The organism is Pasteurella dagmatis (assembly GCF_900186835.1).
Taxonomy (GTDB): Bacteria; Pseudomonadota; Gammaproteobacteria; order Enterobacterales; family Pasteurellaceae; genus Pasteurella; species Pasteurella dagmatis.
On the sequence record NZ_LT906448.1, the window covers coordinates 1,188,934 to 1,203,532 of the forward strand.

At 36.7% G+C, this 14,599-nt stretch carries 14 protein-coding genes; 6 read left to right on the plus strand and 8 right to left on the minus strand.

Features of this window, described 5'->3' with window-relative positions; genetic code table 11:
- Positions 1 to 23: 23 nt before the first annotated feature.
- Positions 24 to 941: a RimK family alpha-L-glutamate ligase gene (locus CKV78_RS05405; protein WP_032855212.1), complete on the minus strand. Its 918-nt coding sequence runs from the start codon at positions 939 to 941 to the stop codon at positions 24 to 26.
- Positions 942 to 1,096: 155 nt separating this feature from the next.
- On the opposite strand from CKV78_RS05405, the gene CKV78_RS05410 reads away from it, so the two are divergent.
- Positions 1,097 to 1,360, plus strand: coding sequence for a GrxA family glutaredoxin (locus CKV78_RS05410; RefSeq protein WP_005762691.1), 264 nt, complete (start codon positions 1,097 to 1,099; stop codon positions 1,358 to 1,360).
- 123 nt (positions 1,361 to 1,483) lie between these two features.
- Entirely contained in the window at positions 1,484 to 2,797 is a 1,314-nt protein-coding gene (gene argA, locus CKV78_RS05415; protein ID WP_032855213.1) for an amino-acid N-acetyltransferase, read from the plus strand.
- Between the two features lie 39 nt (positions 2,798 to 2,836).
- Here the strand turns inward: argA and manA are convergent, their stop codons facing one another.
- The 6 genes from manA to manX form a co-directional block, all read right to left on the minus strand.
- Positions 2,837 to 4,039: a mannose-6-phosphate isomerase, class I gene (manA, locus tag CKV78_RS05420; RefSeq protein ID WP_005762694.1), complete on the minus strand. Its 1,203-nt coding sequence runs from the start codon at positions 4,037 to 4,039 to the stop codon at positions 2,837 to 2,839.
- An 8-nt stretch (positions 4,040 to 4,047) separates the two neighbouring features.
- Complete coding sequence (locus tag CKV78_RS05425; RefSeq protein WP_032855214.1) at positions 4,048 to 4,503, minus strand: DUF986 family protein; 456 nt, start codon at positions 4,501 to 4,503, stop codon at positions 4,048 to 4,050.
- Between the two features lie 130 nt (positions 4,504 to 4,633).
- The gene (locus CKV78_RS05430) at positions 4,634 to 5,794 is read right to left on the minus strand and encodes a porin (RefSeq protein ID WP_005762698.1); all 1,161 of its coding nucleotides are present in this window, start codon (positions 5,792 to 5,794) and stop codon (positions 4,634 to 4,636) included.
- 281 nt (positions 5,795 to 6,075) lie between these two features.
- A complete protein-coding gene (locus CKV78_RS05435) occupies positions 6,076 to 6,912 on the minus strand; it encodes a PTS mannose transporter subunit IID (RefSeq protein ID WP_005762700.1) in 837 nt (278 codons plus the stop codon).
- Between the two features lie 14 nt (positions 6,913 to 6,926).
- On the minus strand, positions 6,927 to 7,730 hold the full coding sequence (locus tag CKV78_RS05440; RefSeq protein WP_005762702.1) for a PTS mannose/fructose/sorbose transporter subunit IIC: 804 nt from the start codon (positions 7,728 to 7,730) through the stop codon (positions 6,927 to 6,929).
- A 24-nt stretch (positions 7,731 to 7,754) separates the two neighbouring features.
- The gene (gene manX, locus CKV78_RS05445) at positions 7,755 to 8,738 is read right to left on the minus strand and encodes a PTS mannose transporter subunit IIAB (protein WP_005762704.1); all 984 of its coding nucleotides are present in this window, start codon (positions 8,736 to 8,738) and stop codon (positions 7,755 to 7,757) included.
- A 387-nt stretch (positions 8,739 to 9,125) separates the two neighbouring features.
- Here manX and CKV78_RS05450 point away from each other — a divergent pair, with 387 nt between their 5' ends.
- Positions 9,126 to 10,343: an MFS transporter gene (locus CKV78_RS05450; RefSeq protein ID WP_005762706.1), complete on the plus strand. Its 1,218-nt coding sequence runs from the start codon at positions 9,126 to 9,128 to the stop codon at positions 10,341 to 10,343.
- Between the two features lie 64 nt (positions 10,344 to 10,407).
- Here CKV78_RS05450 and CKV78_RS05455 read toward each other — a convergent pair whose 3' ends face one another.
- The gene (locus CKV78_RS05455; RefSeq protein ID WP_005762711.1) at positions 10,408 to 10,746 is read right to left on the minus strand and encodes a DUF496 family protein; all 339 of its coding nucleotides are present in this window, start codon (positions 10,744 to 10,746) and stop codon (positions 10,408 to 10,410) included.
- A 199-nt stretch (positions 10,747 to 10,945) separates the two neighbouring features.
- On the opposite strand from CKV78_RS05455, the gene serC reads away from it, so the two are divergent.
- The 3 genes from serC to aroA all read left to right on the plus strand — a co-directional run bounded on the left by serC (position 10,946) and on the right by aroA (position 14,574).
- Complete coding sequence (serC, locus tag CKV78_RS05460) at positions 10,946 to 12,028, plus strand: 3-phosphoserine/phosphohydroxythreonine transaminase (protein ID WP_005762715.1); 1,083 nt, start codon at positions 10,946 to 10,948, stop codon at positions 12,026 to 12,028.
- A gap of 86 nt (positions 12,029 to 12,114) precedes the next feature.
- A complete protein-coding gene (gene hisC, locus CKV78_RS05465) occupies positions 12,115 to 13,212 on the plus strand; it encodes a histidinol-phosphate transaminase (RefSeq protein WP_005762717.1) in 1,098 nt (365 codons plus the stop codon).
- 39 nt (positions 13,213 to 13,251) lie between these two features.
- Positions 13,252 to 14,574: a 3-phosphoshikimate 1-carboxyvinyltransferase gene (gene aroA, locus CKV78_RS05470; protein ID WP_005762718.1), complete on the plus strand. Its 1,323-nt coding sequence runs from the start codon at positions 13,252 to 13,254 to the stop codon at positions 14,572 to 14,574.
- Positions 14,575 to 14,599: the final 25 nt, after the last annotated feature.

Below are 14,599 nucleotides of genomic sequence, written 5' to 3' on the forward strand. Positions count from 1 at the left end.
AAAGCGATATTTTCTATCACACTTTATCTGATATTATTTTTTAATGTATTGTACTTTTTCTCAAGGTACACAATCATTTGCAATGCAATGTCAATTCCACTGGTTTTCTCAATCATTTCTAAACCTGGACTTGCATTCACCTCCAATACCAATAAACCTCGTTTAGAACGAATTAAATCTACGCCGGCAATGTCTAATCCTAACGCTTTAGTTGAACGAATCGCAATTAATTTTTCTTCTTCAGTTAATTTTACTTTTTGTGCTAAACCACCACGATGGCAATTCGCACGAAATTCTCCCTTCTGTCCAATTCGTTCCATTGTGGCAACCACTTTGTCACCAATTACAAAACAGCGAAGATCCATTCCTTTCGCTTCTTCCACAAATTCTTGCATGAGTACAGGCACATCAACTTGCTTCAATGTTTCCAAAATACTCACCGCACTTTGTGGTTTATCAGCCAAGATGACGCCGATACCTTGTGATCCAGATAAGGTTTTTAAGATAGTGGGAGAAGACATTTGTCTTACTGCTTGTTGTGCAGAACACTCAATTCCAGACAACAAGGAGACTGGTACTGCTATGCCATTTTCAACGAGCAACTGTAAACTTAACCATTTATCACGCGCTTTCAAAAAGGCACTTTCATCGTTCAAGCATAACGTCTGCTTCGCTTGAAAATGGCGTAATACTGCACATCCCATTCTTGTACTAGCAGATCCAAAACGTGGAATAACCGCATCATATTCAGGCAAAAGATAAGGTTCATCATCAAGAGTAGGCTGATAATACAACGTAAAGTGCGGTGAATTTTCAGCAAGATTTAACAAACAACGATTAGGATCTAAAATATCAACGGAATGCCCACTGTGTTCAGCTGCTTGTTTTAAACGTTGGCAGCTATATAAACGAGGTTCTCGGCATAGTATCAATAATTTCATCTGCATTCATTTAAGAAAAATTTCTATAATAATTCGGCTATATTACACGTAATCTGTGTAATGGAAAAATACTTTATATTTTTAGCTCAAATACAGTAAAATACCTAAACGCAAATTGCGCAAACTTACTTATTTTAAATCCAAAGGGGAATATTATGTTCGTTGTTATTTTCGGTCGTCCTGGCTGCCCATACTGCGTACGTGCAAAGTCACTAGCAGATAAATTAAAAAATACCTTGCCAGATTTTGACTACCGATATGTTGATATTATTGCTGAAGGTATTTCTAAAGCAGATTTATCAAAGTCTGTTGGTAAGCCTGTAGAAACTGTGCCACAAATATTCATCGATGAAAAACCAATCGGTGGTTGTACCGATTTTGAAGCATTAATGAAGGCACAATTCAACGTCGTTGCTTAATCCTTTTTTAATAAGTGCGGTGAATTTTCACCGCATTTTTTATTTCTGTAAATTTCCACTTGCACATTTCTTAAAATGAATATAAATTCAAAAAAATAGAATAAATATTTAACAGGAAAGAATATGCGTAGCACTGAATTAGTTCATTGGTTTAGACAGTCCACCCCTTATGTCAATATGCATAATGGGAAAACCTTCGTGATTATGCTTGACGGAGATACCATTGCTAGTCCTAATTTTGTTAATATCATTAATGATATCAACCTATTACATAGCCTCAATATCAAACTCGTGATTGTATTTGGCGCGAGATACCAAATCAATGATTTGCTTTTACAACATCAAATTGAACCCACATATTACAAGAATATCCGTATCACGGATTTACAAAGTTTAGAACTTGTTAAACAAGCCGTCGGAAAATTACATTATGATCTTTCATCACTGCTTTCATTACGCCTTGCTCATTCGCCTTTAACCAATGTTGTAAGTGGTAACTTTGTGATCGCTCAGCCCATTGGCGTTGATGATGGGATAGATTACCAACATAGCGGTAAAATCCGTCGCGTAAATACCGAAAGTATTCAACAACAATTAGAGCGTAATACAATTGTGCTAATCGGCCCGATTGCCCCCTCTGTAACAGGTGAAAATTTTAATTTACCTTTTGAAGAAATTGCGATGCAAATTGCAATTAAGTTAAAAGCAGAAAAACTTATTGGTTTCTCAAATACGCAAGGTATTCTGGATGAAAATGGTAATACTATTTCTGATTTGTTGCCACACCAAGCAGAACAACATTTGCAAAATTTAATTCAACAAGATCAATATCACAGCTCTCAAGCCCGTTTTTTACAAGCCGCAATCGAAGTTTGCCGTGCAGGAATAAAACGAGCTCATCTGATTAGTTATGAAGAAGATGGCTCATTATTACAAGAGTTATTCACTCGTGACGGTGTAGGAACACAGCTTTCAATGGAGCTTTCTGAAACGATTCGCTTAGCCACAGTTAATGATATTCCCGCATTACTTGAGCTTATCCGACCATTAGAACAACAAGGTATTTTAGTGAAACGCTCACGTGAACAGCTCGAAATGGAGATTAACAATTACACGATTATTGATCGTGATGGTGTGATCATTGCTTGTGCAGCATTAAATTGCTACTTTGAGGAAAGTATGGCAGAAATGTCTTGTGTTGCGGTGCACCCTGATTATCGTAATTCATCACGTGGCGATGTATTATTAGAGGCTATCAAAAAACGGGCAAAACAATTGAACATTCAAACCTTATTCGTTTTGACAACTCGCACAGTCCATTGGTTTCAAGAACGAGGCTTTGAATTAACAACAGTCAACGCATTACCCGAAGGAAAAAGAAAAAACTATAACTACCAACGTCGCTCTAAAATTTTGATGCAGTACTTAAATCAGTAATAAAAAATCGGTTAACCAAGTTAACCGATTTTCTTTTCATTAAGGCAATGCTGCAACTACACAGTAACCATCTTGCACACCTTCAATTTGGTAATCCACATCACTTGAAATAAATGCAGCCTCACCTTGTTTTAATACAAGTGCGGTGGAATTTTGCGAAATTTTTACTTGCCCAGACATCACTAGCAAAATCGCTGCACTATAAGAGTGGCATTGATGTAATTCACTTTGCTGATAACGAATATTTGTCAATGCAAAATCTTTTGCAGGTGTTGGATAAGTGAAAATACGGTGGCTTTCTGGCGCTTTTTTAATGATTTTTGGATCAACTTCTTGGCAATCGACAATTTTCAACAATTCAGGAATATCCACGTGTTTTGGAGTCAATCCACCACGAATAACATTATCTGAACACGCCATTAATTCAATATTTTGCCCACGAAGATAAGCGTGTGGAATGCCCGCATCTTGGAAAATCCCTTCACCTTCTTTCAAATGCACAATATTAAAAAGATAGAAACACACTAACCCTGCATCTAATTTTTCAGCAGAAATATCCATTATATCTATTGTGTAAAGTACCCAATAATCAGGATTATCCAAATTTAATTGTTGAGCTGAATATGCAGCTTGGTTTTCTTTAATAATTGGCAATAGCCACTCAGCCAATTGCGACTGCGTTGCCTGCATAATGAAGGCATAAAAATCCGATAAACTTTGTTTTTCTAATTGTGCTGCTAATGTGACTAGAGAAGGTCGTTGTAGCAAAGTAGCTAAAATCGCGGATTTGCGTTTGAAACCGTGTAATAACCAGAAATCAGATAACGCAATCATCATTTCAGGTTTGTGATTTCGATCTTTATAAGTACGCTTAGGATCGTTTAAAGCAATCCCTTTTTCATTTTCTTCAATAAAGCCAAGCTCTGCTTGTTGTTTCGTTGGGTGTAACTGGATTGAAAGAGGCTTAGCTACATCAAGGATCTTCAATAAATACGGTAAATCTTGCCCAAATTGTACCGCACTTTTTTTACCTAATAATTGCGGTGACTCTGATAATAGTTGTGTTAAAGGCTGTCTTCTATCTGCAAATTCAACTAATGCTGGTGCTGAAGAATGAGCCCCTAACCACCATTCTGCATAATATTGATCCGTACTATTATTTATACCAAGCAATTGAGGAATAAATTGCTTTCCTCCCCACAGATAATTTTGCTCACAGCCAATTAGTTTATAGATCCCCATTTTGTCCCCTATTTTCTATAACCACCAAAAAATTGTACTAATAATGATTTATCTTCTTCATTTAATAAATGGGCGAGTAAACGTTTTCCAGTAATAAGATCAATCACTAAAATATTGTTCTCTGCCAAATTAATTTGATTAATTTTATCATATTGAAAATATAGATTACCGAAAAAAAACCCTTTTTCTTTGAGTAATAAAACTGGTGCACGCACAAAAGCAGCATAAACTGTTAAGACAATCAGCATACCGAGTAAATATAGGGTAACAGATGAGATATTTGCTTGTGTTTGATAAATAATAATGAAAATTAACACTATAAAAATCACAGCATCTTTTTTTGCCTGTTTTTTTAAGTGCACTTTCAAAAGCGTTTTGCCCTTCCAAAGGTCCATAACAAATTGATCATAAAACGCATAACAAAAAAACAAAACAATTCCGAGAAGAAGTAATGTATTTATCATAAACATATCGATGGCGTACTATTCTAAAATGGCAAAATAGTAGCAAACTTAGCTTTTAAAGTAAATTTCACGTAAAACAAAAGGGATGGAGCAAAAACCATCCCTTTTTATCACTTAATCTAACAATAGATTAGAAGAATACACGTAAGCCTACGCCAACTTTGTTGTCTCTTACAGTAATTTTGCTTGAATAAACTGGATCTACCAATTCACGGCTGCTAGTTTCATACCATTGAAATTTGCTTTCATTTTTAATTACTGAGTGAGCATACTCAAGGTAAGTTACTACATTCTTATGTAATTTGTAATCTACCCCAACAAGATAAGTATTTTCTTCAGCTTTAGCATTAGGATGTATCCAGAGTCCGTAACCAGGAACTGAAAGATCTTCAATTGGCTGACCTAAATGCACTTTAGAACGAGTATTGATCCATTGAACATATACTTTAGAAGGCTCTGCAATTTGGAAGCTAGAAGACACTAAAAGATATTTACCTGTCGCTGCTTTAATATCACGTGCTTTATTAATGCTTTGACCGTATTCAGCACCAAAGGTAACTGGACCATAAGCTAATTGTGAAGCAACTCTCCAAGATTTTAACTCACTTGTTTTTTTAGTTGACTCTGAATCATAAGTATCAACACCATAACCTGCTGCTAAGTTAAAGCTAAGATCTTTAATTAATTCACGAGTATAGAATACTGATGCTTGATAACCATATTTATACTCTTGTGGTAAAAGAGCAAGATGTTCAATAGCATAACGATTTGTTAAGTCTGGACCATCTTTCTTGATCGCATTACCAAATAGGTAATCTAAACCAAAGCTAAAACCACTCCATTCTGCAGAACGGAATTTAATTGATTTTTCAGCATCTGCAGTTAAATTATTATTACCACCCCAAGTATAGGTATTTTCATTTATTTCAATATCGTCACCATTAGTGGTTTGTTTACCAAATGTTAATGTACCGATACCTTCGTAATCAAAACCTGCATAAAGTTGGTGAGTTGTTGGGCTACCAAAAGAGTTAGATGAATCTGTATCTTCAAAACGTATTTCTAAACCACCTAATGCACCTAAGCCGTTACCTAAATCTTGGCTCGCTTTAATTTCTAAACGAGATTCGTCATTAATTAAATCAGCGCGTTTATCTTTTTCTTTGCTTAATAATACGCGAACAGCACCACCAACTTCTACTTTAGCGCCATCTTTTTCATATACTGTTGCAGCATTTGCAGAAGTTGCAAATACAGCAGCTGTTGCTAATGCAATAATTGTTTTTTTCATAAATTAAGTCCTCTTAACATTGATTTTATACAAGGCTTTATTTTTATTACTGTAATGCAGTCAATAAGTATATTGCCCTATATTCTTGCCAATTGTCACAATAAATATAAAGGTTGTCAACCGAAACCCTAAAATAAACGTGACATCTGGACTACATTTTCAACTACAATCTCTCATTATTTAAATGATATTACATTTATTTTACATAATGTAAGCATTTGTTACATAAAAATAAAGCCTTGAATTCTCAAGGCTTTAAATATCAATTGTCTGATTTTATCTTACGCTAAAATACCTGTCCATGCACCTAAAATACCAATAGCAAAGAAACCAATGATAATCCATAATGCATTTACACGATTGCGTAATAACCACATACAAGCAAACGTAAGTAATAGTGGTAATAAACCAGGCATTAAACTATCTAAAATAGTTTGGATAGTTTCGACACGCGTTGTACCATCTTGCATTTGAATGTTCGCGACAACGAATGGAACGTTAATACTTGTCCATTTCTGAACAAGAGCACCCATAATAAATAAACCAAGGATTGATGCACCTTCAGTTAACTTTTGCAGTAAACCACCACTCATATCACCAACCACATCAAGCCCTTTTTTGTAACCATAGGTTACACCAAAGTAACGTGTTGCTAAACGAACAAGGTTGAATAATACGAAAAATAGGATTGGGCCTAAAATATTACCATTTACTGCTAAACCAGCACCTAATGCAGCAAATACAGGGCGCGCAGTTCCCCAATAAATTGGGTCACCCACACCAGCTAAAGGACCCATTAAACCCACTTTAATACCATTGATTGCTGCATCGTCAATTTCTTTACCATTTGCACGCTCTTCTTCCATCGCAATAGTTACACCTAATACAGGCGCAGCTACGAATGGTTGAGTGTTAAAAAATTCTAAATGGCGTTTGATTGCATCTTTACGCTCTTGTGAATTTGGATCTGGATATAAACGCTTGATAACAGGTACCATTGAATAGGCAAAACCTAGTGCCTGCATACGCTCAAAGTTCCAAGAACCTTGGAAAAGATTAGAACGACGTACTACTGCGTTTAAATCGCTTTGCGTTACTTTTTTAATTTCAGTTGTCATTGTTGTAATTCCTATTAATCTAATCTGTTATCAAGATCGTTGTTACCATTGCTTACTACTTGCACCACTTGTTTGCTTTGGTTGTATTTAGGGTGAAGTTGAATATAAAGCACTGCCATAATTGCACCTAGTACACCTAATGCAACTAAGTTGAAGTCGGTGAATGCCGCAATAACAAAACCAGCATAGAAGAATGGCATTAAGTGACCAGCACGCATCATATTAATTACCATCGCATAACCTACAACTGCAATGAAGCCACCTGCAATTTTCAGACCTGTTGTTACAACATCAGGAATTGCATTTAACATATCTTGCACGGTGTCAGTACCAGCTGTCATTGCAACAATTAATGCTGGAATTGCAATACGCATTGCTTGTAATAATAAAGCTGAACGATGAATCCAATCTAATTTGTTTAAATCACCACTTTCAATCACGTTATCCGCTGCGTGTTGGAAACCAACAGTAATTGCACGCACAACATAGGTTAACACTTGACCTGCTGCAGCAAGTGGGATTGCAATTGCTATACCCGTTGAAATGTCTTGGCCACCAACAATAACAAGAATTGTTGATACTACAGAAGCGAGCGCTGCATCTGGAGCAAGTGCGGCACCTATATTCATCCAACCTAATGCTAATAATTCTAATGTACCGCCTACGATAATACCTGTTTTAATGTCACCTAATACAAGGCCAATTAAGGTACAAGCAATTAAAGGACGGTGTGTTTGCCACTCATCCAAAATGGATCCCATACCTGATACACAGGCAACAAGGAACACGAGTATAATTTGTAAAGTTGAAATTTCCATGTTAGTTTCCTTTGGTTAATGTTTTTAAATCAAATTATTTTTCTTTAAAAGATCCATCATGTATTGACGGCTATCATTTGATACTTTTCGTACATCAAGCTCAATATTTTTAGCATCTAATACTTTGAAAGCTTCAATATCTTTATCATCAACAGCGACTGCACTAGTAATCATTTTCTTACCATCTTTATACGCCATACCACCTACATTGATTGACTTAAACTCAACGCCTGCTTCCATTAAACGTACAACATCTGTTGGATTAGTGAATAACAACATCATACGTTCACCCGCATATTCAGCATTATTATAAACACGGATCATTTTTTCGACATCAACTACATGAGCAGTCACCCCTGGAGGTGCAACACTTTTCAACATTGTTGAACGCACACTATCTTTTGCTACATCATCATTTACAACAACAATACGAGTAACACGGCTTTCTTTTGTCCAACGCGTTGCAACTTGACCATGAATTAAACGGTCATCAATACGAGCTAAACCAATTTCTAAATGACCAACACCATTTGCTTTTACTACAGATGGTTCAACTGGTTTTACAGCTTGATTAGCTGGCGCAGCTTGAGCTGGCTCATCTTCCTCTTCTTGATAACGTAATGCACGAACACCAGTGCGACCAGTTTCAAGCGCAATTGCAACTAATTCTTGCAAACTTGGATTATCATCACGTGCCATAAAAGTTTCAACAAGCATAGGAATATTGACACCAGTTACAATATCCATATTCTCTTTACCATCAGCGATGCGGTTTGCAGCATTGAATGGGCTACCGCCCCAAGTATCAACTAAAAACAATACTTCATCACAATGAGATAATGTTGTTGATAATTTTTCTTGGTATTTAGTCATTATCGTTTCAGCATTTTCACCAGGAACAAAGTCGATAGTAGCAACATTTTCCTGCTCACCAATCAACATTTCTGTGGTTTTAAGTAATTGCTCTGCTGCAACACCATGGGTCGCTATAATAATAGCAATAGTCATTGTTTGACTCCTTAATAAAATTAAAAATCAAATAGAGTTATTTGAGATGCGAATTATAGAGTAAATACTAACGTAATGATGTGATTTAGATCACAAATAATACTAGATAGCAATTAAAAAATAAGATGGTCGTCACATTTTTAACCAGCATAATTAAAATTTTACTCCATTTATTTAATCATCCTACTACTTCATTTGTATATTTTAAAAATTAATATAATTTTTTTACATATTAATAACTTTTTTAATACAAATTATGCACTCACTTTTATTTTAAAGTTGCTTGCAAAGCTCATAAAAATCCGTAAACTACGCCACAATTTCTTATTCAGAGAAATTCTCCTCTACTTTTAATCGCTACCAGAGAGTAGTAAAAAGGATCACAATATGAACGACAATGTCAATAAAGATGGCTGGAAAGCCCTTCTAGGATCTGCTGTAGGCTATGCTATGGATGGATTCGATCTTCTTATACTCGGTTTTATGCTGAGTGCAATTTCTGCAGATTTAGCACTTACCCCTGCACAATCAGGATCACTTGTTACTTGGACATTAATCGGTGCAGTTGCGGGTGGAATCATTTTTGGAGCATTAAGTGATAAATATGGACGTATTCGAGTACTCACTTGGACTATCGTCCTCTTTGCAGTATTCACTGGACTTTGTGCATTTGCACAAGGTTATTGGGATTTACTGATTTATCGTACTATTGCTGGTGTAGGTTTAGGAGGTGAATTTGGGATTGGTATGGCACTTGCAGCCGAAGCTTGGCCTGCGCGTCATCGTGCAAAAGCATCCTCTTATGTTGCATTAGGTTGGCAAGTTGGTGTACTCGCTGCGGCCTTATTAACTCCATTATTATTACCGCACATTGGCTGGCGAGGAATGTTCTTAGTCGGTATTTTCCCTGCATTTGTTGCTTGGTATTTACGAGCAAAACTCCATGAACCAGAAATTTTTGTTAAAAAACAGACCGCACTTGCGGAACAAAGATCTTCAAAGTGGGATTCATTTAAGTTGCTCGTTAAAGATAAAGCAACCTTCAAAATCAGTGCAGGGATCGTACTGTTAACCTCAGTACAAAACTTTGGTTACTATGGCATTATGATTTGGATGCCAAATTTTTTATCAAAACAACTTGGATTTAGTTTAACCCAATCCGGTTTATGGACAGCGGTAACGATTTGCGGAATGATGTTTGGTATTTGGCTATTTGGTCAGCTTGCTGATCGCATTGGTCGTAAACCAAGTTTCCTACTCTTCCAAGCTGGGGCTGTTATTAGTATTTATACTTATTCACAACTTTCTGATCCAACCTATATGCTGATTGCTGGTGCTGTATTAGGGATGTTTGTGAATGGTATGATGGGTGGCTACGGTGCATTAATGTCCGAAGCATATCCAACTCAAGCGCGTGCCACTGCACAAAACGTATTATTTAACTTAGGTAGAGCGGTAGGCGGATTTGGTCCAATCGTTGTGGGGGCATTAGTATCAACCTACTCATTCCAATTGGCCATCGCATTCTTAGCCAGCATTTATATTATTGATATGCTTGCAACAATCTTCTTGATTCCTGAATTAAAAGGAAAACAATTAGATTAAACATATATTTCAGGAGCTAAAAAAGCGGTTCAAAATGAACCGCTTTGTTTTATTTTTTAGCATATTACGCTTTTTTAATTAACGCTTGATGAGCTTGCTTTTGCTCTTTCATTTTCTCACGGATATCGCGACGCTGTTGTGAAATTTCTGCGTTACGAATCATATAATCATCAACACGTCTTTCATAATCATCACGCATACTCTCAATGATTGCACGCACATCTTCAATCGACATATTATCATTAATATATTGGTTTAGGTTATCCAATAATAATACACGTTTTTGGTTATCGCGAATCTTGCGATTATTATCTTCACGATCACGCGCAAGTTTATTTTTTAAACGATACATACGCACATACTCTAAAACTTCTTGAAAAGATTGTTTGTTCACAGTTTCCATTAGATGACTCTCTCAAAATTAATTTAAGCTATTAACTATACTTAATGTATCTATTTTTATCGCACTCGTCAAAGCGTTCCTTAAGTTTTTAAAAATTAAATAGAAAAATAACAATTTTTCAACAAAAGATCATTGATTAGAATGGGGTGAGGTGATAAAACTACTAAATTATTTTTCTAATTAATTAAAGGAAGTGAAAATGTCAAACGTATTCAATTTTAGTGCGGGTCCGGCGATGATTCCAAGTGAGGTTTTAGCACAAGCACAGGCTGAATTCACTAACTGGCAAGACCAACATACTTCAGTAATGGAAGTTAGTCATCGTGGTAAACTGTTTATGGAGCTGGCTTCACAATCAGTGCAAGATTTCCGTAAACTTTATCGCATTCCTGATAATTATCAAATTCTCTTTTTACAAGGTGGTGCGCGTGGTCAATTTGCTGCCATTCCAATGAACCTACTCAAAGAAAATGGTAAAGCTCTCTATTTAACTAGTGGTCATTGGTCTGCAACTGCCGCAAAAGAAGCCCGTTTATTCGGTGAAATTGATGAAATCAACATTTTAGAACAAAATGATGAACTGAAAGTCGGTAAGTTAGATTTTAGCGATATCGCAGAACAATATGATTATGTGCACTATTGCCCAAATGAAACGATTAGTGGTGTTGAAATTTTTGATGTACCGAATGTTGGTGATGCGGTGCTTGTAGCGGATATGTCATCGAATATTCTGTCACGTGAAATTGACATTAGTAAATTCGGTTTAATTTATGCAGGCGCACAAAAAAACTTAGGTCCAGCAGGAATTACATTAGTGATTGTACGTGAAGATTTAATTGGTCACGCTCGCAAAAGTACACCAACAATTTGGAACTACGAAGTACAAAAAAATGCAGATTCAATGATCAACACACCACCCACATTTGCGTGGTATTTATGTGCATTAGTATTCAAGTACTTATTGTCGATTGGTGGTTTACCCGAAGTACAAAAACGCAACCAAGCAAAAGCAGAATTGCTTTATCAATATCTAGATCAAAGTGATTTCTACCGCAATCCAGTAGCAAAGCAAAACCGTTCATTAATGAATGTCACCTTTACAACAGGCAATGACGAGTTAAATGCAAAATTTGTAGCAGAAGCTACTGCAGCTGGCTTACACGCATTGAAAGGTCATAAAGTGTTAGGCGGTATGCGAGCATCAATCTACAATGCAATGCCGATTCAAGGTGTGGAAGCATTAATTTGCTTTATGAAAAAATTCGCCGAAGAAAATCGCTAAAAGAGCGGTCGTTTTTCATCAAATTTTAGAATGAGGGCGTACAACTACGCCCTTTCTATCACAAAGAACAATAACGAGAAAAAATTATGCAATACATCAATATCGCAAATGAAGGCGTTAAAACGCTATTACCTTATCAAGCCGGCAAGCCAGTCGAAGAATTAGAACGAGAGCTTGGCATCTCAAATATTATCAAGCTAGCATCCAATGAAAATCCATTTGGTTTACCTGAAAGTGCTAAACAAGCAATCCAAGCTGAACTGGATAATTTAACACGCTATCCAGACAGCAACGGTTTCTACTTTAAACAAGCGGTGGCAAAAAAATTTGGTTTAAATGCGGAACAAATCACATTAGGAAATGGTTCGAATGATTTACTCGAACTTATAGCGCACACTTTTGCCAATGAAAATGATGAAATTATGTTCTCGCAATATGCGTTCATTGTTTATCCCCTTGTTACTCAAGCGATTAATGCAAAGAAAGTTGAAATCCCTGCGAAAAATTATGGAGCAAATCTTGATGCCTTTTTACAGGCAATCACAGATAAAACCAAATTGATTTATCTTGCCAACCCAAATAACCCAACAGGATCGTTTCTAAGTGCGGTGGAAATTTCTGAATTTTTAAGCAACGTGCCAGAACAAGTGATCGTCGTATTAGATGAAGCTTATACTGAATTTACGCTACCCGAAGAACGTGTTGATTCTTTTGCTTTGCTGAACAAACACAAAAATTTAGTGATTTGTCGTACGCTTTCTAAAGCTTATGGCTTAGCCGGATTACGCATTGGCTATGCAGTATCTTCCTCTGAAATTGCTGACTTATTCAATCGTGTACGCCAACCATTTAACTGCAATAGCCTTGCATTAGCTGCAGCAACTGCGGTGATTAATGATGATTCATTTATTGCAAAAGTGGCAGAAAACAATCGCCAAGGGCTGAAATTATTAGAAGATTTCTTTACAACCAAAGGCTTAAGCTATATTCCCTCAAAAGGAAACTTTGTGATGCTTGATTTACAGCAGCCAGCTCAACCAATTTATCAAGCGTTATTACATAAAGGCGTGATCGTGCGCCCAATTGCGAGTTATGGTCTACCAAATCATTTGCGAATCAGCATTGGTCTCCCAGAAGAAAACCAACGTTTTATTGATGCGTTATCAGAAATTTTAAAAATTTAACCGCACTTTTGTTGAATAATCGAGGAAATACGAAATTTTATGCAAAATGCCACTTCTATTACTTTAAACCCTATTACACATATTGAAGGCGAAATTCGACTGCCCGGTTCAAAGAGCCTATCCAATCGCGCCTTATTGCTCGCTGCGCTTGCTAATGGCACAACAACAGTAAAAAACTTATTAGACAGCGATGATGTTCGGCATATGTTAAACGCTCTCAAACAATTAGGCGTGAATTATCGACTTTCTGATGATAAATCAGTATGCACTATTGAGGGGCTTGGACGTGCGTTTGAATGGCAAGGCGGCTTAGCATTATTTTTAGGCAATGCCGGCACTGCAATGCGCCCGCTCACTGCCGCACTTTGCTTATCAAATGCAGAAACGGAAGGACAAAATGAAATTATTTTGACGGGTGAACCTCGTATGAAAGAACGTCCAATTCGGCATTTAGTTGATGCGTTATTACAAGCTGGTGCCGATATTCGCTATTTAGAACAAGAAGGCTACCCTCCCCTTGTTATTCGCAATACAGGCCTACAAGGTGGATTAATCAAAATTGACGGTTCAGTTTCATCTCAATTTTTGACCGCACTTTTAATGGCTGCACCAATGGCGAAAACTGATACTGAAATTGAAATCATCGGTGATTTAGTATCGAAACCTTACATTGATATCACATTAAATATGATGAAAATTTTTGGTATCCATGTCGAAAACCAAAATTACCAACGTTTTATAGTCCAAGGAAATCAGCAATATCAATCTCCAAACACCTTCTTAGTGGAAGGCGATGCATCATCAGCGTCTTATTTTTTAGCGGCTGCAGCAATTAAAGGCAAAGTAAAAGTGACTGGTGTAGGCAAAAACAGTATTCAAGGTGATCGCCTATTTGCCAATGTCTTGGAAAAAATGGGGGCAAAAATCACTTGGGGCGAGGACTTCATTGAAGTTGAGCAAGGTGAACTCAAAGGTATTGATATGGATATGAACCATATTCCAGATGCAGCAATGACTATTGCCACTACCGCACTTTTTGCTCAAGGTGAAACGCTTATCCGTAATATTTATAACTGGCGAGTAAAAGAAACGGATCGTTTATCTGCAATGGCAAAAGAACTGCGCAAAGTTGGCGCTGAAGTGGAAGAAGGTGAGGATTTTATCCGTATTCAACCGTTGGCATTAGATAAATTCCAACACGCTGAAATTGAAACCTATAACGATCACCGTATGGCGATGTGTTTTGCTTTAGTAGCATTATCAAACACAGCTGTCACCATTTTAGATCCAAATTGTACGACAAAAACATTCCCAACATTCTTTGAGGAATTTGCTCACTTAGCTCATAACGCAACCGCTTAAATTAAATATATCACAAAGAAAAGAC